The following is a 23122-nucleotide window of genomic DNA, read 5'->3' on the forward strand; positions in this document are numbered from 1 at the left end:
TGTCTGAAGAGTATGAAAATTGAGCGAATGAAACTTTGAAGGGAAATAATTCATCTAAAGAATTATTCACTTTTTTGAAGCGAAAATATTTTGTATAACAAACGGTTATTTATGCGAATTGCTATAAATTACCGTCAATGACACTTTTTGCAGTGAAATGCCTTGTTCTTTAAGGCTTGCGCAGCATGCCGTGCAAATGATACTCATACGGCGCGTTAAAAAATCCCATAAACCAACGCAACACAATTCATACCCTTTCAGTATGTCTCCATAATCATGCAGTTTTGATGGTGCGGAGATTTCATTGAGGAAGTCAGTTTCTATGAAAAATTTGAAAGTCAGCCTGGCCTGGCAGATCCTGCTGGCCCTTGTGCTGGGCATCTTGCTGGGCAGTTACCTCCATTATCATAGCGACAGTCGCGAGTGGCTGATTGCGAACCTTCTCTCCCCTGCGGGCGATATCTTTATTCATCTGATCAAGATGATTGTTGTGCCGATTGTGATCTCGACGCTGGTGGTCGGTATCGCGGGTGTTGGTGATGCGAAACAGTTAGGCCGCATCGGCGTTAAAACCATTCTCTATTTCGAAGTGATCACCACGGTTGCCATCGTTCTTGGCATCACCCTGGCGAACGTGTTCCAGCCTGGTGCCGGGATCGATATGTCGCAGCTGGCGACGGTGGATATTTCGAAATACCAAAGCACAACCGCCGATGTGCAGAGCCATTCGCATGGGTTGATGGGGACTATTCTCTCGCTGGTACCGACCAACATTATCGCGTCCATGGCGAAGGGCGAGATGCTGCCGATCATCTTCTTCTCGGTACTCTTTGGCCTGGGGCTTTCTTCCCTGCCCGCGACGCACCGTGAACCGCTGGTGACCGTGTTCCGCTCTATCTCCGAAACCATGTTCAAAGTCACCCACATGGTGATGCGTTATGCGCCGGTCGGGGTGTTCGCGCTGATTGCGGTGACCGTAGCGAACTTCGGCTTTGCCTCCCTGTGGCCGCTGGCGAAGCTGGTGATTCTGGTGCACTTCGCGATTCTGTTCTTCGCGCTGGTGGTGCTGGGCATTGTGGCGCGCCTGTGCGGGCTCAGCATCTGGATCCTGATCCGCATCCTGAAGGATGAGCTGATTCTGGCGTACTCCACGGCAAGCTCCGAGAGCGTACTGCCGCGTATCATTGAGAAGATGGAGGCCTACGGTGCGCCGGCGTCCATTACCAGCTTCGTTGTACCGACCGGTTACTCCTTCAATCTGGATGGTTCAACGCTGTATCAGAGTATTGCAGCGATCTTTATCGCGCAGCTGTACGGCATTGACCTGTCGCTGTGGCAGGAAATCGTGCTGGTTCTGACGCTGATGGTGACTTCAAAAGGGATCGCAGGCGTGCCGGGCGTCTCCTTCGTGGTGCTGCTGGCGACGCTGGGCAGCGTCGGTATTCCGCTGGAAGGCCTGGCGTTTATTGCCGGTGTGGACCGTATCCTCGACATGGCGCGTACCGCGCTGAACGTGGTGGGTAATGCCCTGGCGGTACTGGTAATCGCTAAGTGGGAACACAAGTTCGACCGTAAAAAAGCGCTGGCGTATGAACGCGAGGTACTGGGTCGTTTTGATAAAACGGCTGACCAGTGATGTAAAAAGCCGGGTGGCGGCTTCGTCTTACCGGGCCTACATAAGCCGTAGGCCCGGTAAGCGCAGCGCCACCGGGCAACAATTTACTCCCCGCTCAATGCATCAAACTCTTCACACCCGGTATCAAACCCTTCGGTACAGCTCAGGTTTAACCAGTAAAGCGCTTTCTGCTTATTCGGTGTGATAAAGCCTTTCTCACCCTGCCTGAACAGCATTCCTGCCCAGTACTCCGCATAGCCCGTCCGGGACAGAGCCGAACTCCGCTTGAACCACGATGCGGCCTGCACGTCATCCTGAGGAACTTCAACGCCGTTGGCATAGATCAGCCCCAGCAGCTGTTGCGCGTCTACCGCCGAGTCGCTATCGATGTCTTCGGTCGCCGATTGCAGCAGTGCGATGGCCTGCGGGTAGTCGGTTTTGCCCGCCTGCGTGTTCACCAGCACACGCGCCAGCATGATCGCGCCGCGTTTGCTGCCCGCAATGTTTGCCTGTTGGGCCAGGGCTTTAGCCTGCGCATAGTCACCCTGCGAAAAGTGGATTTGCGACAGCAGCGCCATGGCGTCGACATCACCGCCTTTTGCCGCTTTTTCCGCCCACAGCGCCGCCTGCGCGCTGTCGCCGGAACTGAACCAGGTATCGGCGAGATAATACTGCGCGCGCGCATCGCCCGCTTCAGCCTGCTTTTTATACTGGCTGCCTATCTCATCGGCATGGGCAAACGCGGTTAAAAATAACAACATCAGAAAAAGGATTTTCATGGATTCTTATCATCTGGGTACACGCCGCGCAGTATAATCGCGGCGACAGAAGAAAAAAACGGGTGCGTTAAGACCTCAGCATCCCACAAGCCGGGCGGAACACGCGTTCCGCCCGAAGAGGTTAGCCTGCGTTACAGGCTAATTTCGCCGCCACCTCCTGATGTTCACTCTTTATTGAAAACTCGCAGAGCCTGCCGCGAGTAATAAAGGTAAAGATCACTATCGTCAGGCAAACAATAAAGACGATGCCTAACGCAGTTTTTAATGGCGTCATGCCTTTTACTCCTTGTCAAAAAAAGAATAAGAGGCTACTCTCAACTTGTTGGAGTTGAGGGAGTAGCCTCGGGTAAATGAAAATTTCCCGGGGCTTTCTACTTTCTGTCCCTCAACAATGCTCAAGACAGAAAGTCTTAAGCACCCGCCGCACATCTTATCCCTCTGAATTAAAATGCAAAGATGTAATTCTATTCTGCGTAAATTACATTATTTCTGCGAGCCGCTTTCCAGAATAATAATTTCTATTTCTTATGAATTAATCGGAAATAAAAAGGGAGTGAATATATCACTCCCTTTATTCAACGATAAATTAACGGCTTCAACCCATTGCGCTTTCGCGCAGTCGGGCTTTCAGCTTGTTATATTCGTCGATCACATACTGTTCCGCAGCGTGTTGATCCGCAATGGGCTCCACGTTTACGGCGCAGTATTTATACTCCGGCGTTTTGGTTATCGGGCTTAAGTTCTCGGTCACCAGCTCGTTGCAGGCGCCAATCCACCACTGGTAGGTCATATAGACTGCCCCTTTGTTCGGACGGTCGCTGACCTGCGCGCGGGTAATGATGCGGCCTTTACGCGAATTCACCCACACCAGCGCTTCATCTTCAATACCGAGCCGTTCGGCATCGGCGGTGTTGATCTGCGCGTAACCCGGTTCATCCGCCAGCGCCGCCAGCGCGGCGCAGTTGCCGGTCATGGAACGGCAGGAGTAGTGGCCCACTTCACGCACGGTGGAGAGCACCATCGGATACTCGTCGGTGAGCTTATCGATCGGCGCGACCCAGTCGCAGGTGAAGAACTGCGCCAGCCCGTTCGGGGTGTCGAACTTCTCTTTAAAGAGGTATGACGTCCCCTGATCGGATTCTGACTCATCCCGGCACGGCCACTGGATGTAGCCCAGCTCACCCATTTTTTCATAGGTTGCCCCATAAAAGTCCGGGCACAGATGCCGCAACTCGTCCCAGATCTCCTGGGTGTTGTTGTAGTGCATCGGGTAGCCCATGCGGGTGGCGATTTCGCTGATGATCTGCCAGTCCGTTTTCAGATCCCATTTCGGCTCGACGGCCTTGAAGAAGCGCTGGAAGCCGCGGTCTGCCGCCGTATAGACACCTTCATGCTCGCCCCAGGAGGTCGACGGCAAAATCACATCCGCCGCTGCCGCGGTTTTGGTCATAAAGATATCCTGAACAATCACCAGCTCCAGATCCTCAAAGCCTTTGCGCACTGCGGACAGTTCGGCGTCGGTCTGGAGCGGATCTTCACCCATGATGTAGGCCGCACGCACTTCACCGTGCGCCGCGCGGTGCGGCAGCTCGCTGATGCGATACCCGGTGTGTGCCGGCAGGCTCTCCACGCCCCAGGCCTTCGCAAACTTCTCGCGGTTTTCCGGGAATTTGACGTACTGGTAGCCCGGATAGGTGTCCGGCAGCGCGCCCATATCACACGCACCCTGCACGTTATTCTGACCACGCACCGGGTTCACGCCCACATGCGCTTTACCCAGATTGCCGGTCAGCATGGCGAGGCTGGTGAGCGAGCGCACGGTTTCCACGCCCTGGTAGAACTGGGTCACGCCCATGCCCCAGAGAATGGCGGCGGTTTTTGCCCCGGCATACATTCTGGCCGCCTGACGAATCTCCTGCGCGCTGACGCCGGTTATCGCTTCGACGGATTCAGGCGTATAGCCCTCGACTATTTTCTTATACTCTTCAAAGCCTTCTGTACGGGTCGCGACAAACGCCTGGTCGTACAGGTTCTCCTCAATAATGACGTGCCCCATTGCGTTCAACAGCGCGATGTTTGAACCGTTTTTCAATGCAATGTGCATATCCGCAATGCGCGCGGTTTCAATTTTGCGCGGATCGCAGACGATGATTTTCGCCCCATTCTGTTTAGCGCGAATAACGTGGTTCGCGACGATAGGGTGAGAATCCGCCGGGTTATAACCAAAGATGAAGACGAGATCGGTATTATCTATCTCGTTGATGGCATTACTCATTGCGCCGTTACCGACCGACTGGTGCAGACCTGCAACCGATGGGCCGTGTCAGACGCGAGCGCAGCAGTCGACGTTATTGGTACCAATAACGGCGCGCGCGAATTTTTGCATCACATAGTTGGTTTCATTCCCGGTTCCGCGTGAGGAGCCGGTGGTCTGAATCGCATCCGGGCCATACTTGGCCTTGATGGCGCTGAGGCCCGTGGCGACGTAATCCAGCGCTTCATTCCAGGAGACGGCTTCCAGCTTGCCGCCGCGCTCGCGGCGGATCATAGGGGTTTTCAGGCGCGGGGTGAGGATTTGGGTATCGTTAATAAAATCCCAGCCGTAATATCCTTTCAGGCACAGCGTGCCCTGATTGGTTTTACCCTGCGCCGCTTCCGCCCGGACGATTTTGCCGTTATTGACCACCAGGTGGATCTTGCAACCTGAGGCACAATAAGGGCAAACCGTGACGACTTTTTTCATCACTTTGCTCCAGTTAAACAGTTCTTACCTGCCCAATATGCAGCTTCTATGCCATGTTTTTATTATGGGTATTTCCTGACTTTACGACCCTTTGCGTGGCAAAACCCTGACGAAAAACAGCCAATCGTCAAAATTGACGTGTCGAAAGGGCAGGGGATGTGACATGGATTGAATTTCCGTCACGTAAAAAACAATTCGGCTGGAGCCGGCGGCAGAATGGTTCAGACTTAACATAATTCCCTGACGGAAGCATGCGATGAAACCGGCGATTCTGGTGGTTGACGATGATGTCGCAGTCTGCGAACTGCTACAGGATGTGCTCAGCGAGCACGTCTTTACCGTACTGACGTGTCACTCTGGGCAGGACGCGGTGAACCGTGTCCAGCAGGACTCCGGCATTGCGCTGGTTCTGCTGGACATGATGCTGCCGGATATCAACGGATTACAGGTTTTACTGCAACTGCAAAAGCAGCGACCATCGCTACCGGTGGTAATGCTGACGGGGCTGGGAAGTGAATCAGATGTGGTCGTCGGGCTGGAAATGGGCGCTGATGATTACATCGGAAAACCGTTCAATCCGCGCGTGGTGGTCGCCCGCGTTAAGGCGGTGCTGCGGCGTACCGGCGCGCTGGACGCGGAGCCTGCCGCGCCGCGCGTTGAAGGTATTGCCTTTAACGGCTGGACGCTGGACACCACCCGCTGCGAGCTGAGCGATCCGCAGCGTAATACCGTGCCGTTAACACAAGGCGAATATGGCCTGCTGCTGGCATTAACGCAAAACGCCCGCCGGGTACTGAGTCGTGAACAGCTGCTGAAGCTGACCCACAGCGAAAGCGCCGAGGTCTTTGACCGCACTATCGACGTGTTGATCATGCGGCTACGGCGAAAAATTGAGGTCAATCCGCACCAGCCTCTGCTGATCAAAACCATTCGCGGTCTGGGCTATGTTTTTGCCACGGACGTTTCCCATCATGAGAAAGCCGCCTGACCGTTCTCCTGAATAAACGCCTGAAGCTCGGCCAGCGTTTTCGCGCCGTCAATTGCATTAGCCGCCAGCAGGCTGGCCCGCGCGCAGGCGTGCGCCAGATAAATACTCTCCGTCAGCGGCAGGGATTCATGGCAGCCGTATAAAAAGCCCGCGCAAAACGCGTCGCCCGCGCCGACGCTGCCGATAATCTCGTCCTGCGTCAGCTTCCACGACGGAACCCATTGCCCTTTTTCACCCGGCGCTTCACCCCATGCCCCTTCCGGACAGTGGATCACCACCCGCTGTCGCACGCCTGCCGCCAGCAGTTGTGTGGCAGCGTCGGCGATATGGGCCATGTTCAGCGCATCATGGCCGTCACGGATCTCAAGCCCGCTAAACTCACCGGCTTCCAGCTCGTTAATCACCAGATAATCAAGATGGCGCAGGGCAGGGAGCACCAGCGGCTGATAGCGCGGATCGCCCTTGCGGGACACCAGATCGAGCGAGGTTTCATACCCCTGATCGCGCATCTGTGCCAGTAACCGCGCGCTGCGGGTGCCAAATTCCTCGTCCGGCATGTCCAGGCTGTCGAGCAGCAGCAGGTAGCCGAGATGGAAGATCTTCAGCGATCCGTCTAAACGATCGAAGGCGGGAAGATCCAACAGGCGGTTGGCGCCCGGCGAGTGGAAAAAAGTGCGCTGTCCGCTGGGGTCGGTCATCACCTGCGACATCGACGTTGGGGCGAACGTTGTACGCTGCACGCGCTGGCGATTGACGTGATACTGGTCGAGCATCGCCAGAATATAGTCTCCGTCGCTGTCTTCCCCAATCAGCCCCACCGCCTGTAACGGCAGGCCGACGTGCATTTTCGCCAGCGTCAGCAGAACGTTGAGCGGCGCACCGCCGGTTGAGCGCTCACTGTGGGTGATTTCCGCCAGCCAGCCGCGCTCCGGCCACTGTACGATCTGGTGGACGTGATCCACCAGCATGTTGCCTGCGGCGATAATCCCTTTGCGTTCCATTATGCCTGCCCCGCGCTGCCGAAGATGCGCATCTGTTCCGCAACCGTATCGGTAATGGCCTCTTCAATGCCCAGCAGCAGCTCTGCAAATTCATCGTACAGCGGCTGGCGGTTTGCCATGCGCTGCTCAACGGCGGCGAGCGCGGCCTGCGACATGCCGGTATAAAAGTTGATTTTATGAATGCCCAGCTCGATGGCGCGGCGGAAATCAGTATCGCTTATGCCAGAGCCGCCGTGTAAAACCAGCGGCAGGCCCGTCTGCTGTCGAATGGCGTCCAGACGCGGGAAATCAAGCTTCGGCTCGCCCTTGTATTTGCCGTGCGCGTTGCCAATGGCGACCGCCAGCGCGTCGATACCGGTTAAATCGACAAACTCGCGCGCCAGCTGCGGATCGGTGAAGAAGGCTTCATCCGCATGCCCGTAAAGCGCACCCCCTTCATCACCCCCGACCGCGCCCAGCTCCGCCTCTACCGAGACGCCCACCGCATGGCACATCTTCACCACTTCCCGCGTCTGGCGGATATTTTCCTCATAGCTCAGCGTCGAGCCGTCGAACATCACCGAGCTGAACCCTAAGCGCAGGGCGCGCACGACGGCCTCAAAATGCAGCCCGTGGTCGAGGTTAAGCACCACGGGAATATCGTGACGGGCGGCTTCGAACTTCACTGCTTCGACAAGCGACTCCAGAGACACGTACTTAAAATGCACTTCGGCGATGTTGATGATGAACGGCGAGCGTTCCTGTTTCGCGGCGGCAAACAGCGCGCGCAGGAAGTGGGAGTCGAGCACGTTGAACGCGCCCAGGGCGTAGCGGTGTTCCCTGGCGTGGGCCAGACCATCGGCAAGAGAAATCAATGGCATCATTCACTCCTTATATCCGAAACAGGTTGTACTCGTTGCACAGCACCAGCACCGCCGGTTCGTCTTCTTCAATGGTGTTGTAGCGGTCAATGGGCTGTAAAAAGTGGTTGTCGTGTTCATCGTCATTGACCGACGACACTTCGCCCACCAGCACGTCGCCAAAGCCGCGTTCACCCCATAAACTGTGGTACAGGCCGGGCGTCAGGCAGATGCTCTCCCCTGGTGTGAGGCGCAGCTGGCTGCCGGGCGTGTGCGTCTGCCGACAGCCGTCGACGGTAACGGTCACGTCGGTGTTTTCGGTCTCTTCATGCGCGCCCGCATTCCATAACTCAATAATCAGATTCCCGCCGCCGCGGTTAATGATGTCCTCCCGCTTGCGCCAGTGAAAATGCATCGGCGTCACCTGGCCGTCGCGGACGTGCATGATTTTTTCGGCATAGCACTTTTCATAGGGCACGCCGTTGGGGGAGCCGTTGCGCAGGGTGAACAGCGTTAACCCCTGTGCAGCGAAGTTGTTGCCACCAAATGCCGTCACGTCCCAGCCGAGCCTGAGGTCAAACACCTCCTGCCATGCGGCCTGGTCAAGCTGCTGCCATTTTGTCGGCGGAAAGCTGGCAAAAGGCGGGAGATGCACGTCGTGCATGGAGAAGAACTGCCGCGTATGGCCGAGGATTTCATTGATGTCGGAGCGTTTCATGGGGACTCCTTGAAAACAGTTCCCTCTCCCGGTGGGAGAGGGAAAAGGATCATTTAACCGTCCACCCCTTATACGTGCCGACGTTCTTTTTATCGATCATCGTCACCGGGATCAGCACAGGCTCTTTCGGCGCAGGTTTGCCCTGAAGAATGTCATAGCCGATCTCCACCGCCTTCGCCGCCATCACCTGCGGATCCTGCGCTGGCGTCGCCACAAACAGGGAGTTTTCGCGCTTCAGGGCTTCTTCACCGTCCGGGCTGCCATCCACACCAACGATAAAGAACTCGTTGCGCTGCGCCTGCTTCGCGGCCAGATCGGCGCCGATCGCGGTAGGATCGTTAATCGCGAATACGCCGTCTATCTTCGGATTAGCCGCCAGCAGGGAGGTCATGACCTCCAGCCCGCCTTCACGGCTGCCTTTGGCGTTCTGGTTATCCGAGAGCACTTTGATATCCGGGTGGCGCCTGAACTCGGTCTGGCAGCCCTCCACGCGGTTTTGTACCGCAGAAACCGGCGGCCCGTTGATGATCACCACGTTGCCTTTACCTTTCAGGCGGTCGGTAATGTACTTACAGGCCATCTCACCCGCCTGGGTGTTATCGGAGGTGATGGTCGCATCGGCTCCTTCCGCCGCCACGTCAACCGCCACGACCACGATCCCCGCCTCTTTGGCGCGTTTTACCGCCGGGCCGATCCCTTTGGAATCCGCGGCGTTGAGGATGATCATGTCCACTTTCGCCGCAATGAAGTTATCAATCTGCGACACCTGCTGGCCCAGATCGTACCCGCTGGAGACCAGCGTCACCTTGACGTTGTCCCCCGCCAGCTTGCGCGCTTCCAGCTCGGCACCTTTGGTGATCTGCACGAAGAACGGGTTAGCCAGGTCGCCCACCGTCACGCCGATGGATTTCAGATCTTTTGCCTGCGCAAACGGGGTTGCGGCCAGCAGCGCGCCAGCACAGAGCGCGGTCACTAAGGGCTTCAATCTCATGCTGTATTCCTCACGTAGGGTATTGTTGTTATGCACTTTGATGGTGTCGGGTACGGTATTTGTCGATCAGCACCGCAATGATGATCACCGCCCCTTTGATCACCAGCTGCCAGAAGTAGGAGACGCCCATCAGCGTCATGCCGTTGTTGAGGGTGGCGATGATCAAGGCACCGACCAGCGTGCCGGTGATCGTGCCGATCCCGCCGACGAAGCTGGTGCCGCCGAGGATCACCGCCGCAATTGCATCCAGCTCATACCCCGTGCCGAGGTTGCCATTGGCGCTGTAGAGACGTGAAGCGCTCATGACGCCGCCGAGACCGGAGAGCAGGCCGCTCATGCCGTAGACAAACAGCAGCACCAGCCAGACCTTAATGCCCGTTAAGCGCGCCGCCTGCATATTGCCGCCGACCGCATAGATGTGAACGCCGAGGGTTGTGCGACGCAGAATAAACCAGCACACCACAATCACCGCCAGGGCGATCACAACCAGCCAGGGGATCGGGCCGAGGTAGTTATTGCCGATCCACTCGAAGTTGATGTTGGAGTTAATGACCGTCGTGCCGTCCGCCAGCAGGTAGGCCGCGCCGCGCAGCGCCGTGTAGGTGCCGAGCGTGACGATAAATGGCGGAAGTCCGGCGAAGGCCACCAGCGCGCCGTTGAACAGCCCCAGTACCATACCGAGCATTAGCGCCGCCGGAATGGAGAGCATCGCAAATTCAGGGATAAGCGAGACCACCATCGCCGCCACCGCCGTGGTGCCCAGAATCGAGCCCACGGAGAGGTCAATCCCGCCGGTCAGGATGATGAAGGTCATCCCGGCCGCCAGAACAATGTTGATCGACGCCTGCCGGGTAATATTGAGCAGGTTACTTTCTGTGAAAAAGTTCGGAGCGATAAAGCCAAATACAGCCACAATCAGGATTAAAATCGGCAAAATGCCGATCGTTTGCATCAGATCGCTCATCAGCATTTTTTTGGCAGAGGCGGATTTCGCCACCTGCTGCGGATGGGTTGGAGTTGTCATAATTACACCGCCTGATGATGTGTGTCGTTCACGCCGGTTGCCAGCGTCATGATGTTTTCCTGAGAGATGTCGCGCCCGTGCAGTTCACCCGCAATGCTGCCTTCCCGCATCACGTACACCCGGTCGCTCATTCCTACTACTTCCGGCAGCTCGCTGGAGATCATCAGGATCGCCACCCCTTTGCGCGCCATCTGGTTCATGATGCGGTAGATCTCGCTTTTTGCCCCGACGTCCACGCCGCGCGTGGGTTCGTCCAGAATCAGAATGCGCGGGCCTATCGCCACCCAGCGGGAGATCAGCAGTTTTTGCTGGTTGCCGCCGGAGAGCCCGCCTGCGCGCACCTGAGAATGCGGCACGCGGATATTGAGCAGGGCGATGGCGTCATCGGAAATCGACTGCGCTTTTTTGCGGTTCAGCCAGCCGAAGGTGGCGTCGCGCTCCAGCGTCGCCATGGTGATGTTCTCCTGCGCCGCCAGCTCCAGAAATAGCCCCTGCTCCTTGCGGTTCTCGGTGAGAAAACCGATGCCGTTCTCAATGGCCGCGCGCGGGGAGTGGATCACCACCGGTTCGCCGTCCACTTCAATCATGCCGCCGGTGGCTTTGCGCACGCCGAAGATCAGCTGCGCCAGCTCAGAACGCCCGGCGCCGACCAGCCCTGCCAGCCCGACGATTTCACCGGAGCGCACCTGCAAACTGCACGGCTGCACTTTTTTGCCATCCGTGAGGTGATGCACGTTCAGACGCGGGCTGCCGAGCGGAATATCGCGCTCTTTGTTAAACAGGTCGCTTAACGGACGACCCACCATCATGCGCACCAGCTCGGAGGCGTTGAGCTTGTCGCGTGTCAGGCTGCCGACGTATTGCCCGTCGCGTAGCACGCTGACGCGGTCAGAGAGTTCATACACTTCCGCCATGCGGTGGCTGATGTAGATAATCGCCATCCCTTCATCGCGCAGGCGCAAAATCAGTTCGAACAGACGGTGGGTTTCGCGTGAGGAGAGGGCGGCGGTAGGTTCGTCCATCACCAGAATGCGGCTGTTGCGGTGCAGCGCGCGGGCGATCTCCACCTGCTGTTGCTCGGCGATGGTCAGCTTCATGACCAGGTCGGTGGCGCTGAACTGCGCGCCCAGACGGTCAATGACCGCCTGGGCCTGGGCAGCCATCTCTTTGCGCTGGACCAGCCCGCCGCGCGACAGCTCGCTACCGAGAAAAATGTTTTCCGCCACGGTCAGGTTAGGAGCAAGCTGCATCTCCTGATAAATCAGGGTAATTCCTGCGGCCAGCGCATCCTTCGGCCCTTTGATGTGAAACGGCTGACCGTCGATGAGGATGTCGCCGCTGCTGGCGGTATAGGCGCCTGCGAGGATCTTCATCAGCGTGCTCTTTCCGGCGCCGTTTTCCCCCATCAGCGCGTGGATCTCACCGGGGAAAACCGTCAAATCCACGCCCTTGAGCGCGTGGAAATTGCCAAAGGTTTTGGCAATGTGGCGCATCTCTAAAACCGGGGTTCTGCTCATGGCGGATCTCCTGTGAATGTCGATATCTGCACTTCATCACAGGCGCGTAAATGCAAAATGTCAGAAGCTGTTCATATTTGTCATAGTTATGAATAGCTAATCGCCATCACATTTTCCTTTTCCCTCTCCCTGTGGGAAGAGGGCCAGGGTGAGGGCACCAAACCGCAGAGGAGCCCAAACCCATGCCATCACGCCCCCCGTTCTTCACCAGCGCCCGCGGTCGCCTGCTGATATTTAACCTGCTGGTGGTGGCGGTAACGCTGATGGTCAGCGGCGTGGCGGTGCTCGGCTTTCGTCATGCCAGCCAGATCCAGGAGCAGGTGCAGCAGCAAACGCTGGATGACATGACCGGCAGCATGAACCTCGCGCGCGACACGGCCAATGTGGCAACGGCGGCGGTGCGGCTGTCGCAGGTGGTCGGTGCGCTGGAGTACAAAGGCGAAGCTGAGCGGCTTAAACAGACGCAAATGGCGCTGCGCCACTCGCTGGAGCAGCTTACCGATGCGCCGCTGGCGCAGCAGGAGCCGGCGCTGGTGACGCGTATTATTCGCAGGAGCAATGAGTTACAGCAGAGCGTGACGGGAATGCTGGAGCGCGGGCAAAAACGGCATCTGGAGCGTAACGCGCTGCTCAGCGCGCTGTATCAAAGCCAAAGCTACCTGCGTCATTTGCAGGATATCAACCGTCGTTACGCGAGCAATGTGCCAGACGCCCGGCAGCTTGCAGAGATGGACAGGCTGATCGTTGCCGCCATTGATACCCCTTCACCGCGCGCCACGGTGCAGCAGCTGGATGCAGTAACCGCGATGTTACCCGCGAGCGCCCTGCAACCGGTGGTCAACCTGGTGCTCCCGGATTTTAATGATGAGCTGCGCAAGCTCGCGCCACTGTCGAAGCAGCTGGAAGAGAGCGATCTGTCCATCAGCTGGTACATGTTCCACATCAAGGCGCTGGTAGCGATATTAAACCGCGACATCAATCAGTACGTTGAACAGGTGGCGCAGGCCTCCCGGCTGCGTACCGCCCAAAGTCACCAGGAGCTGCGCTCCATCAGCGTGTTTATCAGCGTTTTCGCGGTGCTGGCGCTGATCATCACCGGCTGCGCCTGCTGGTATATTTATCGCAATCTGGGCTCCAACCTGACGGCTATCTCAAGGGCAATGTCGCGTCTCGCTCACGGAGAGCAGAATGTGTCGGTGCCCGCACTACAGCGGCGTGATGAGCTGGGGGAACTGGCGCGCGCGTTTAACGTTTTTGCACGCAATACCGCTTCGCTGGAGCACACCACGCGGCTGCTTAAGGAGAAGACCTCGCAGATGGAGGTCGACCGCATCGAACGTCAGGGGCTGGAGGAGGCGCTGCTGCACAGCCAGAAAATGAAGGCGGTCGGGCAACTGACGGGCGGTCTGGCGCATGATTTTAATAACCTGCTGGCGGTGATTATCGGCAGTCTGGAGCTGACCGATTCAGCGTCACCGGACGCGCCGCGCATCACTCGTGCGCTCAAAGCCGCGGAACGCGGGGCCATGCTCACCCAGCGTCTGCTGGCCTTCTCGCGCAAGCAATCCCTGCAACCCCATGCGGTAGAGATGAAGCCGCTGCTGGAGAACCTGAGCGAGCTGATGCGGCACTCCCTTCCCGCCACGCTGACGCTGGATATTGAAGCGCAAACCCCGGCCTGGCCCGCATGGATTGACGTCAGCCAGCTGGAAAACGCCATTATCAACCTGGTGATGAACGCCCGTGATGCAATGGAGGGGCAAAACGGTGTGATTAAAATCCGCACCTGGAACCAGCGTGTGACCCGCAGCGACGGGCGCAGGCAGGATATGGTCGCGCTGGAGGTGATTGACCACGGCTGTGGGATGTCGCAGGAGGTGAAATCGCAGGTCTTTGAACCGTTCTTCACCACCAAACAGACCGGCAGCGGCAGCGGATTAGGGCTGTCGATGGTGTACGGCTTTGTGCGTCAGTCCGGGGGGCGCGTTGAGATCGAAAGCGCGCCGGGGCAGGGAACCACCGTGCGGCTCCAGCTGCCGCGCTCGACGCTGCCCGCGTTCTCCAATGATGCCGCGCTGGCGACCACGGCCCCGACAGAAAGTGAGCTGCTTGTGCTGGTCCTGGAAGATGAGGCGGGCGTGCGGCATACCCTGTGTGAGCAACTGCACCAGCTTGGCTACCTGACGCTCGAAGCCGAAAACGGCGAGCAGGCGCTGAACATGCTGGACGCATCACCGGATATCGGCATGTTTATCAGCGACCTGATGCTGCCGGGCGGCCTGAGCGGTGCGGAGGTGATCGGCCATGTACGCAGCCACTATCCGCAGTTGCCGGTGCTGCTGATCAGCGGGCAGGATTTGCGCCCGGCGCATAACCCGCAGCTGCCGGACGTTCCGTTACTGCGTAAGCCGTTTACCCGCCAGCAGCTGGCGCAGGCACTGCGGAAGGTGATGGTAATTTGAGATTCCTCCGCTACTCCCGTTAACAGCCAGTCATTACTTTAAGGCCAGTTCACCTGCGAGTCTGGCCTTATGAAACGTTACTCTACCGCTCTGTTATTGGGTCTGCTGACTTTAACCAGCCAACTGGCGCATGCCGATGTGATTGATGACGCCATTGGCAACATTCAGCAGGCGATCAACGATGCCTACAACCCCAGCAGCAGCCGTAATGACGATGACGACGATCGTTACGACCGCAGCCGTCAAATCGACAGCCGACAGTACGACGATCGTCGTCGGCAGCTCGAAGACAGACGCCGCCGTTTAGACGAGCGTCAGCGTCAGTTGGACGACGACAGGCGTCGGTTAGAAGAGGACGAGCGCAGGTTGGAAGACGATTACGATCGCGGCTAAGTGCGGCCTGTTGCCCTCACCCCAACCCTCTCCCACGGGAGAGGGAGAAAACCTAATCCAGCACCATCACCATCCCGTCATACCCCGCTTCAATGCCGGACGGCAGCGGGTTATCCATCATCCACACGTCAAACTGATGGCTGATATGCGTCAGGATCACCTGCGGACAGCCAATCACCTCGTTCAGCGCAATCACCGTATTCAAATCACAATGGTTGCGCGGCGTCTCCGGGCGCGGTTCATGGCTACAGTCGATAATCATCGCCTGCGGCTGATTGTTTAGCAGAAACGTCACCGTTTTATCCGGCAGTCCGGCGGTATCAGAAAGCCACGCCACGCGGCTGTGGGCGGACTCCAGCAGATAGCCAAACGTGAGTTTTGAATGGTTGAGCGGCAGCGGCGTGACCCGCAAGCCCTGAAGTTCAAACGTCACAAATGGCTCCACCGTGTGGCTGAAATCCAGGATGCCCGGATGTTTGAACAGATCGTCACAGCCTGCCTCGTCTGGCGGACCGTAGACGGGAATGGTGGCGCCTACGCCCCAGCGCAGAGGGAAAAGCCCCTGAACGTGATCCATATGATAATGGGTAAGCAAAAACTGCTGGAAGCTGCCCGCAGGCCAGTCGTCCATCAGGTGTGGAATACCCGCGTCCAGCAAGGTGACCGCATCGTTGAATTTCACCGCCGCGCTACAGGGGCGACGGCGATAATTTTCCTGTAAACGCGCCCGTCGGCACGCCGCGCAGTCGCAGCCAAACACCGGCACCAGCTGCGCCCCTCCGGTTCCTGTCAGCGTGATCGTCAGACTCATAACGCCCCTCTACAGCGGTTTGGTGAAGCGGAAATGGCTTTGCGTATACCCTTCACGAACATAAAAACGGTGCGCGTCCACGCGCTTCACGCTGGTGGAAAGCTCGGTCAGCTCGGCGCCTGCCTGCCGTGCGACGTCCTCTGCCCAGGCCAGCAGCTGGCTGCCCACTTTTAATCCACGCGCCTGCGGCATCACCACCAGTTCCTGGATCTCGCCGATCCAGCGGGCGTGATGCAGGTGAAACTGCATATGCAGGCCGATCATCCCGATGATCTGCCCGTCCAGCTCGGCCAGCTGGTAGCGCATATTGTGATCCTGCAAGTTGGCCAGATACCCGGCGTGAAACGCCTGATGATCGAACTCGGCCTGCTTAAGTTCGCAGATCAGCGCGTAAACGATCGGCGCATCGTCGGCGGTGGCGGGGCGAAGCTGGCAGTCAGGCATGCTGTTTCTCCTTCTGGCGGATAAGGGATAGAAAGGTCTCGACTGACTGTAGCAAACTTCCGTCGTTATTGAGGAGATGGCAACCCGACGGGGTGTAACGCGCCGCCCGTTCCAGCCGCTGGTCGATCTCGCGCGCGTTTTCGCGCCCCCGCTTTTGCAGCCGGCTACGCAGAACGTCCGGGGAAACCTGCAAACAGACCGGGAGCAGCGCCGCTTCGTACCGGGCGCGAGCCTGCGGGAGATGCGCCCGCGAGCCGTTGACCAGCACGTCAAAGCCCGCGTGCAGCCAGAGGTCGATCTCGATGCCGACGCCATAGTAGTAACCGTTGGCATGCCAGCTCAGCGCCAGCAGGTTTTGCCCGGCGCGGGTAAAAAACTCCTGCTCGCTCAGGGCGATATGGTTTTCACTCCCGGCGTTTGCCGCGCGGGTAATGTAGCGGTGCGCTACCAGCAGCTGTGAATGTTCCCGCTGCCGTAACGCCGACAGCAGGCTGTCCTTCCCGGAGCCGGACGGGCCCATTAACCAGATGAGTCTTCCCATCAGAACACCCTTTTTCCCTGACGCCAGACGTGGTCGATATGAACGTGCTCGCCCTTGCGGTGCGCCAGCACCAGGTCTGCCCGTTTGCCTTCGGCAATCTCACCGCGATCGTGAAGGTTGAGCGCGCTGGCCGGGTTTTTTGTCACCAGGCGAATCGCCTGTGGCAGCGTGAAGCTGTTGCCCTCATCGTCCGCCACCCGGAACGCCGCGTCCAGCAGGCTGGCGGGGTAATAGTCAGAGGAGAGGATATCCAGCAGGCCGAGCGAGGCGAGCTTGCTTGCCGCCACGTTGCCGGAGTGCGACCCGCCGCGTACGATGTTCGGCGCGCCCATCAGGACGTTCATGCCATGCTTACGTGATGCTTCTGCCGCCTCGAACGTGGTGGGAAATTCGGCGATCACGCTCCCAAGCTGGTGGGATTCGCGCACGTGATCGTGCGTGGCGTCATCATGGCTGGCCAGGGCAATATTACGGTCCCGGCACATAGCGGCAATGGAGAGGCGATTCGGCTGCGACCACTGGGCCGCCAGCGCCAGCTGCTCTTCTTCGTAACGGGCCATCTCCGCGTCGCTGAGAGAATATTTGCCCTGATAGTATTCGCGATACTTTTCAATGTTGGCGAACTGGCGCTGTCCCGGGGAGTGATCCATCAGGGAAACCAGCGAGACCGGCTCGCGGCCCACCAGCTTCTCAAACAGCGGCAGGGTGGTGTGGTGCGGCAGCTCGCAGCGCAGGTGCAGGCGGTGCTCGGCGCGGTTGAGGCCGCGCTTTTGCGTCTCCTCCACGGCGTTGATCATCTTCTCCAGGTTCTCCAGGCGATCGCCGCCGTCGCGCACGTCGCCGATCGCCACCGCGTCCAGCACCGTGGTGATGCCGCTGGCGACCATCAGCGCGTCGTGGCTGCTCATCGCTGAATGCGCAGGCCAGTCCACCTTCGGGCGCGGGGTGAAGAATTTATCGAGATTATCGGTATGCAGCTCAATCAGCCCCGGTAGCAGCCAGCCGCCTTCGCCGTCCATCGCGTCCGGTGAGCGGCTCTGGGTTTCGGCAAAGGCGCGGATGACACCGTCCCGCACCTCAACCGAGCCGTTCACGAACTCATTTTCCAGCACCAGCCTGACATTATTGATAATCATACGTTTGTCCCCATCGGGTGCAGTCTGTCCGCCACGCGATGGCGTACGGCGTCGTCGTGGAAGATCCCGACGATCGCCGCGCCGCGCGCTTTGGCCTGTTCGATCAGTTCTATCACCGCTGCGCTGTTTTTACTGTCGAGCGAGGCGGTGGGTTCATCCAGGAGTAAAATCGGGTAATCGACGATAAAGCCGCGGGCGATGTTGACGCGCTGCTGCTCGCCGCCGGAAAAGGTCGACGGGGCGAGGTGCCACAGACGCTCCGGTACGTTGAGACGCGTCAGCAGGCTGGCGGCTTTAGCGGCGCAGGTTTCGCGCGGCACGCCGAGATCCAGCAGAGGCTGCATGACCACGTCCAGGGCGGAGATCCGCGGGATCACCCGCAGGAACTGGCTGACCCAGCCGATCGTCGAGCGGCGTACTTCCAGCACTTTGCGCGCGGGAGCCTGGACCAGATCAACCCATTCATTGTTATGGCGGATATGGATATGGCCTTCGTCCGGCAGATAATTGGCGTACAGGGAGCGCAGCAGGGTGGATTTTCCGCTGCCGGAATGGCCATGCAGCACCACGCATTCGCCGTTGCTGACCTCTAATGAGGCATTTTGCAGTACCGGCAGGCGGACACCGTTTTGCTGGTGGAGCACAAAGGTTTTACTGACATTTTCAACGTGGATCATGTTGGCCTCTTAATTCTGTAATACCGAGGACACCAGCAGTTGGGTGTACGGATGATGGGGATCGTCGAGCACCCGATCGGTCAGCCCACTTTCCACCACCTGACCCTGCTTCATCACCAGCAGGCGGTCCGCCAGCAGGCGCGCAACGCCTAAATCGTGGGTGACAATCACTACCGCCAGGTTCAGCTCCACCACCAGGCCGCGCAGCAGATCCAGCAGGCGCGCCTGCACGGAGACGTCCAGCCCACCGGTCGGTTCATCCATAAACACCAGCTTCGGATGGGTGACGAGATTGCGGGCAATCTGTAAACGCTGCTGCATGCCGCCGGAGAAGGTTGTCGGCAGGTCGTCGATGCGCGAGGCGGGGATTTCAACCTCTTCCAGCCAGTGCTGCGCCGTGGCGCGGATGTTGCCGTAGTGGCGCGCGCCGGTGGCCATCAGCCGTTCGCCGATGTTGCCCCCCGCCGAGACCTGGCGGCGCAGGCCATCCATCGGGTGCTGGTGCACCACGCCCCACTCGGTGCGCAGCAGGCGGCGGCGCTCGGCTTCGCTCATGCCATACAGCGACACGCCCTCATACAAAATGTCGCCATTCTGCGGCGTCAGGCGCGCGGAGATGGACTTCAGCAGGGTGGTTTTACCGGAGCCGGACTCGCCGACAATGCCCAGCACTTCGCCCGGCCACAGCTCAAACGACACGTCGCTAAAGCCTTTGCCCGGCGCATAAAGGTGAGTCAGGTTATTAACCGAAAGCAGCGGTTTCATTGGCTGTTCGCCTCGCTCTGTTGGCGGCAGTAATCGGTGTCGGAGCAGACAAACATCCGTTTGCCCGTGTCGTCCAGCACCACTTCATCCAGATAGCTATGCTTCGAGCCGCAGATGGCGCACGGCTCGTCCCACTCCTGCACCGTAAACGGGTGATCGTCAAAATCCAGGCTCTCCACACGGGTGTACGGCGGTACGGCGTAGATGCGTTTTTCCCGTCCGGCACCAAAAAGTTGCAGGGCGGGCATCATGTCCATCTTCGGGTTATCGAATTTCGGGATCGGCGACGGGTCCATCACGTAGCGGCCGTTCACCTTCACCGGATAGGCGTAGGTGGTGGCGATATGGCCGAAGCGGGCGATGTCCTCATACAGTTTGACCTGCATGATCCCGTACTCTTCCAGGGCGTGCATGGTGCGGGTTTCGGTTTCCCGCGGCTCGATAAAACGCAGTGGCTCCGGGATCGGCACCTGGAAAATCAAAATCTGATCTTCAGTCAGCGGGGTCTCCGGAATGCGGTGACGGGTCTGGATCAGCGTCGCGTCTTCGGTTTTTTCAGTGGTGTTGACGCCCGTTACGCGCTTAAAGAAGTTGCGGATCGACACGGCGTTGGTGGTGTCGTCTGCCCCCTGGTCGATGACCTTCAGCACGTCCGCTTCGCCGATCACGCTGGCGGTGATCTGAATACCGCCGGTGCCCCAGCCGTAGGGCATCGGCATTTCGCGGCCGCCGAACGGCACCTGGTAGCCGGGGATCGCCACAGCCTTAAGGATGGCGCGGCGGATCATGCGTTTAGTTTGCTCGTCCAGATAGGCAAAGTTGTAGCCGCTTAAGTTAGCCATTGGCGCGCTCCCGTTGCAGGCGTTTCAGCAGTTCCAGTTCGGCCTGGAAATCGACGTAGTGCGGCAGCTTGAGGTGCGAGACAAAGCCGGCGGCCTCAACGTTATCCGCGTGGGCCAGCACGAACTCTTCGTCCTGTGCCGGGCCTGCAATATGCTCGCCGTAGTCCGGCGCCTGGAGCGCACGGTCAACCAGCGCCATCGCCATCGCCTTGCGCTCGCTCAGGCCATACACCAGCCCGTAGCCGCGGGTAAAATGCGGATCTTCATTCTCTGGCGCGACAAAACCGTTGACCATTTCGCACTCGGTCATTAGCAGTTCGCCGATGTTCACCGCAAAACCCAGCTCTTCCGGCACAATTTCGACATCGAGATAACCGCTGCGGATCTCTGCCGCGAACGGGTGGTTGCGCCCGTAGCCGCGCTGCGTGGAGTAGGCCAGCGCCAGCAGATACCCTTCATCGCCGCGCATCAGCTGTTGCAGGCGGGACGAGCGCGAACAGGGATAAACCGCCGGCGTGCGGGTGATGTCATCCGGTGTGCTGCCGGTGTCTTCTTCCGCCTTCGCCAGCCCCTGGTTTGCCAGCAGGCTAAAGACGTGCGGGGAGGCGTCTTGTTCAGCGTCAGAGACGCTGAGCTGCGGTGTTTCACCGTTCGCCAGCAGAGTGAAGTCCAGCAGGCGATGGGTGTAGTCGTAGGTCGGACCAAGCAGCTGGCCGCCAGGAATATCTTTGTACACCGCAGAAATACGGCGCTCTAAACGCATTTCCGCCGTTTTCACCGGCTCGCTTACCGCCAGCTTCGCAAGCGTAGTGCGGTAAGCGCGCAGCAGGAAAATGGCTTCCACGTTATCGCCGCTGGCCTGTTTCAGCGCCAGCGCCGCCAGCTCGCGGTCTGCGATGCCGCCTTCGGTCATCACGCGGTCGACGGCCAGGTTTAACTGCTGTTCAATCTGGGCGACGCTCAGCTCGGGTAAGGCGTCATCCCCCCGGCGTCTGTGCTCCTGCAAGGCATGGGCGGCGGCGATCGCCTTCTCGCCCCCTTTGACGGCAACGTACATCAGCACACCTCCACGTGAGTGGTTCTCGGGATCGCCAGCAGGCGCTCGCCGCAGGTCAGGATCAGGTCGATACCGAGCGGGAACGGATGCGGGCGCTCGGTCAGCTCATGAATGATGCACTCCGGCAACTGGGGGGCGACCATCCGCTCGTCGGCGATCCCTGCCCCCGTCAGGCGCAGCATGCGGCCACCGCTCAGGCTGGAGACCTGCAAAATCAGCGTAGCGCTGGTTTCCGGTGCGACGGCGCTGCCTTCGCTCAGGGCATTAAGTTGCTCATGGCTGATTTGCTCGTCGGCCACGGCGAAGACCGCCTGCTGGGGCTGCTCGACCAGCGGCGCGTTGGTGTGAAAGCGCAGGTTCTGGCTGGCGATATCGTTCAGCAATGCCCCTGACAGCCATACCGGGGTGTCGTTGTCCGCCAGCGTCAGCAGCACGCTGGTAGAGGCGAGGTTCAGCGGCAGCCAGCCCTGGGAGAGCTGGTGCAGCGAGACAATGACGCCCGGCTCGCTCATGGCTTTCAGCAGTCGACGGAAACTCTGTTGGGCATCCTGGACGGCCAGGGTAAAAGCAGGTCGAAGCGTCATGCGTTGTCTCCGCGAACGAGCGTAAAGAAGTCGACCCGGCTGGTATTTACTTCGGCCTGACGCGCGGCAAGGCGTGCGGCGCGGTCAGCTTCCAGCGGGGCAATAAGGGTTTCCATTAACGTCTGAAAATGCGGCTGTTCCTGTAAAAGCGCGTCGATCGCTGCGCAGCGCTCGGCGTGCGTTTTGTCGCGCCCAAGTACGTAGCCGTAGCCCAGCGTGCCGCTTTTCAGGCGGATCACCGCGCGGGTGAGGGTGGCATCGCCGGCGAAGAAGCGCTCGCCGGTGCCGCCCATGCGTGCCTGGATCTGCACCAGGCCGATCTCCGGCGCGCGGATCGTGTCGTAATCCGGCGTCAGGCCGAGCGCGTTCATGCGGGCAGCCAGCGCAGCAGGCTGGCTGTGGGCCAGCACGCGCATCCAGCGCTGACGAGTGGAGGTGTCGAAGTGCATTCAGTGCTCCATGGTAAATTCAATCATGTCGGCGCGGGTCAGGCTGACGGAGTATTCCGTTGCGTTGACGTCGCCGTCACGGTGGTTGAGGGTGCGCACGCAGAGCAGCGGGGCCATGTTGGGGATCTCCAGCACCTTGCTCTCTTTCGCCTGCGCGCGGCGGGCGCTGATGCGCGTCTGGGTGCGTTTGAGCACGATACCCGTCGCGTCCTGAAGAAAATCATGCAGGGAACCGCTGGCGAAATGTTGCAGAACGGGCCAGAGGGTGAGGTCCGCGAAGTAGTGGTCGATCTGACAGACCGCCACGCCGTTCACCCGGCGCAACGTGCGCAGGTGAACGACGTTGTCGCCCTCCTGAATCCCCAGCGCGTCCGCCACGTGGCGGGAGGCCGGGCGCAGGACAGACAGCAGCTTTTCGCTGGTGGGGTGGCTGCCCTGATCGAGAAGGTTCTGGCTAAAACGCGCCTGGGCATTAAGCGGGTAGTCAAACGGACGCATCAGCACCAGCACGCCGACGCCCTGACGACGCTGGACCCAGCCGCGCTCCACCAGTTGATCGATGGCACGACGCAGGGTGTGACGATTCACTTCGTAGCGGTCGGCAAGCTGCTGCTCGGCAGGCAGGTAGTCTCCGCAGCGATAGTGCGTGCGCAGCTCCACTTCGAGCTTTGCCGCAATCTCTTGCCAGCGGGTGGGGTAACTGGTCGGATGTCTGGATAAGTGCATACCAATCAAAGCCTCGCTTC

General features: G+C 59.1%; 24 protein-coding genes. 4 read left to right on the forward strand and 20 right to left on the reverse strand.

Annotated elements, in window-relative coordinates:
* Window positions 1-322 precede the first annotated feature (322 nt).
* Complete coding sequence (gene gltP / locus ACOTXL_RS20315; RefSeq protein WP_003860256.1) at window positions 323-1636, forward strand: glutamate/aspartate:proton symporter GltP; 1314 nt, start codon at window positions 323-325, stop codon at window positions 1634-1636.
* An 83-nt stretch (window positions 1637-1719) separates the two neighbouring features.
* Here the strand turns inward: gltP and ACOTXL_RS20320 are convergent, their stop codons facing one another.
* The 3 genes from ACOTXL_RS20320 to fdhF form a co-directional block, all read right to left on the reverse strand.
* A complete protein-coding gene (locus tag ACOTXL_RS20320) occupies window positions 1720-2394 on the reverse strand; it encodes a tetratricopeptide repeat protein (RefSeq protein WP_003860254.1) in 675 nt (224 codons plus the stop codon).
* Window positions 2395-2515: 121 nt separating this feature from the next.
* On the reverse strand, window positions 2516-2668 hold the full coding sequence (locus ACOTXL_RS20325) for a Hok/Gef family protein (protein ID WP_003860252.1): 153 nt from the start codon (window positions 2666-2668) through the stop codon (window positions 2516-2518).
* A gap of 321 nt (window positions 2669-2989) precedes the next feature.
* Entirely contained in the window at window positions 2990-5137 is a 2148-nt protein-coding gene (fdhF, locus tag ACOTXL_RS20330) for a formate dehydrogenase subunit alpha (RefSeq protein ID WP_080338189.1), read from the reverse strand.
* Between the two features lie 256 nt (window positions 5138-5393).
* Between fdhF and ACOTXL_RS20335 the strand changes: the two genes are divergently transcribed.
* Window positions 5394-6125 carry a response regulator gene (locus tag ACOTXL_RS20335; RefSeq protein ID WP_003860246.1) on the forward strand — a complete coding sequence of 244 codons (732 nt, stop codon included), beginning with the start codon at window positions 5394-5396 and terminating at the stop codon, window positions 6123-6125.
* Here the strand turns inward: ACOTXL_RS20335 and ACOTXL_RS20340 are convergent.
* The 6 genes from ACOTXL_RS20340 to ACOTXL_RS20365 are packed head-to-tail and all read right to left on the reverse strand — an operon-like array spanning window position 6107 to window position 12215.
* Window positions 6107-7126 carry a carbohydrate kinase family protein gene (locus tag ACOTXL_RS20340; RefSeq protein ID WP_003860244.1) on the reverse strand — a complete coding sequence of 340 codons (1020 nt, stop codon included), beginning with the start codon at window positions 7124-7126 and terminating at the stop codon, window positions 6107-6109. The genes ACOTXL_RS20335 and ACOTXL_RS20340 overlap by 19 nt on opposite strands.
* Window positions 7126-7986, reverse strand: a complete 861-nt coding sequence (locus tag ACOTXL_RS20345) for a ketose 1,6-bisphosphate aldolase (protein ID WP_003860242.1) — start codon at window positions 7984-7986, stop codon at window positions 7126-7128. The genes ACOTXL_RS20340 and ACOTXL_RS20345 overlap by 1 nt, the downstream gene beginning before the upstream one ends.
* 10 nt (window positions 7987-7996) lie before the next feature.
* Entirely contained in the window at window positions 7997-8683 is a 687-nt protein-coding gene (locus ACOTXL_RS20350) for a D-lyxose/D-mannose family sugar isomerase (protein WP_023324019.1), read from the reverse strand.
* 49 nt (window positions 8684-8732) lie between these two features.
* The gene (locus ACOTXL_RS20355) at window positions 8733-9674 is read right to left on the reverse strand and encodes an ABC transporter substrate-binding protein (protein ID WP_003860240.1); all 942 of its coding nucleotides are present in this window, start codon (window positions 9672-9674) and stop codon (window positions 8733-8735) included.
* Between the two features lie 28 nt (window positions 9675-9702).
* On the reverse strand, window positions 9703-10698 hold the full coding sequence (locus ACOTXL_RS20360; RefSeq protein ID WP_003860239.1) for an ABC transporter permease subunit: 996 nt from the start codon (window positions 10696-10698) through the stop codon (window positions 9703-9705).
* 2 nt (window positions 10699-10700) lie between these two features.
* A complete protein-coding gene (locus tag ACOTXL_RS20365) occupies window positions 10701-12215 on the reverse strand; it encodes a sugar ABC transporter ATP-binding protein (RefSeq protein ID WP_003860238.1) in 1515 nt (504 codons plus the stop codon).
* 182 nt (window positions 12216-12397) lie between these two features.
* On the opposite strand from ACOTXL_RS20365, the gene ACOTXL_RS20370 reads away from it, so the two are divergent.
* Together ACOTXL_RS20370 and yjdP are read left to right on the forward strand one after the other, a co-directional pair.
* Window positions 12398-14677: a hybrid sensor histidine kinase/response regulator gene (locus tag ACOTXL_RS20370; protein ID WP_045350754.1), complete on the forward strand. Its 2280-nt coding sequence runs from the start codon at window positions 12398-12400 to the stop codon at window positions 14675-14677.
* 69 nt (window positions 14678-14746) lie between these two features.
* Window positions 14747-15070: a DDRRRQL repeat protein YjdP gene (gene yjdP, locus ACOTXL_RS20375; RefSeq protein WP_003860236.1), complete on the forward strand. Its 324-nt coding sequence runs from the start codon at window positions 14747-14749 to the stop codon at window positions 15068-15070.
* Between the two features lie 52 nt (window positions 15071-15122).
* Here the strand turns inward: yjdP and phnP are convergent, their stop codons facing one another.
* From phnP to phnF, 11 genes are read right to left on the reverse strand one after another with little or no spacing between them, the layout of a single operon-like run.
* Complete coding sequence (phnP, locus tag ACOTXL_RS20380) at window positions 15123-15881, reverse strand: phosphonate metabolism protein PhnP (protein WP_045350753.1); 759 nt, start codon at window positions 15879-15881, stop codon at window positions 15123-15125.
* A 9-nt stretch (window positions 15882-15890) separates the two neighbouring features.
* Entirely contained in the window at window positions 15891-16325 is a 435-nt protein-coding gene (phnO, locus tag ACOTXL_RS20385) for an aminoalkylphosphonate N-acetyltransferase (protein ID WP_015570217.1), read from the reverse strand.
* On the reverse strand, window positions 16318-16869 hold the full coding sequence (gene phnN, locus ACOTXL_RS20390; protein WP_086531977.1) for a ribose 1,5-bisphosphokinase: 552 nt from the start codon (window positions 16867-16869) through the stop codon (window positions 16318-16320). The genes phnO and phnN overlap by 8 nt, the downstream gene beginning before the upstream one ends.
* Window positions 16866-18002 carry an alpha-D-ribose 1-methylphosphonate 5-triphosphate diphosphatase gene (gene phnM, locus ACOTXL_RS20395; protein ID WP_045350752.1) on the reverse strand — a complete coding sequence of 379 codons (1137 nt, stop codon included), beginning with the start codon at window positions 18000-18002 and terminating at the stop codon, window positions 16866-16868. Before phnM ends, phnN begins: the two co-directional genes overlap by 4 nt.
* A complete protein-coding gene (gene phnL / locus ACOTXL_RS20400; RefSeq protein ID WP_003860227.1) occupies window positions 17999-18679 on the reverse strand; it encodes a phosphonate C-P lyase system protein PhnL in 681 nt (226 codons plus the stop codon). Before phnL ends, phnM begins: the two co-directional genes overlap by 4 nt.
* A 9-nt stretch (window positions 18680-18688) precedes the next feature.
* On the reverse strand, window positions 18689-19444 hold the full coding sequence (gene phnK / locus ACOTXL_RS20405; protein ID WP_003860225.1) for a phosphonate C-P lyase system protein PhnK: 756 nt from the start codon (window positions 19442-19444) through the stop codon (window positions 18689-18691).
* Window positions 19441-20286, reverse strand: coding sequence for an alpha-D-ribose 1-methylphosphonate 5-phosphate C-P-lyase PhnJ (gene phnJ, locus ACOTXL_RS20410; RefSeq protein ID WP_006810438.1), 846 nt, complete (start codon window positions 20284-20286; stop codon window positions 19441-19443). The genes phnK and phnJ overlap by 4 nt, the downstream gene beginning before the upstream one ends.
* Window positions 20279-21343 (reverse strand): carbon-phosphorus lyase complex subunit PhnI, encoded by a 1065-nt coding sequence (locus ACOTXL_RS20415; protein ID WP_045617655.1) that lies wholly within the window; start codon window positions 21341-21343, stop codon window positions 20279-20281. Before ACOTXL_RS20415 ends, phnJ begins: the two co-directional genes overlap by 8 nt.
* Window positions 21343-21927: a phosphonate C-P lyase system protein PhnH gene (phnH, locus tag ACOTXL_RS20420; RefSeq protein WP_045350750.1), complete on the reverse strand. Its 585-nt coding sequence runs from the start codon at window positions 21925-21927 to the stop codon at window positions 21343-21345. The genes ACOTXL_RS20415 and phnH overlap by 1 nt, the downstream gene beginning before the upstream one ends.
* Window positions 21924-22376, reverse strand: a complete 453-nt coding sequence (gene phnG, locus ACOTXL_RS20425) for a phosphonate C-P lyase system protein PhnG (RefSeq protein WP_003860217.1) — start codon at window positions 22374-22376, stop codon at window positions 21924-21926. The genes phnH and phnG overlap by 4 nt, the downstream gene beginning before the upstream one ends.
* On the reverse strand, window positions 22377-23102 hold the full coding sequence (gene phnF, locus ACOTXL_RS20430) for a phosphonate metabolism transcriptional regulator PhnF (protein ID WP_003860215.1): 726 nt from the start codon (window positions 23100-23102) through the stop codon (window positions 22377-22379).
* Between the last annotated feature and the right edge of the window lie 20 nt (window positions 23103-23122).

The sequence above is a fragment of the Enterobacter cloacae complex sp. IR5402 genome (genome assembly GCF_049238125.1).
GTDB lineage: Bacteria > Pseudomonadota > Gammaproteobacteria > Enterobacterales > Enterobacteriaceae > Enterobacter > Enterobacter hormaechei_C.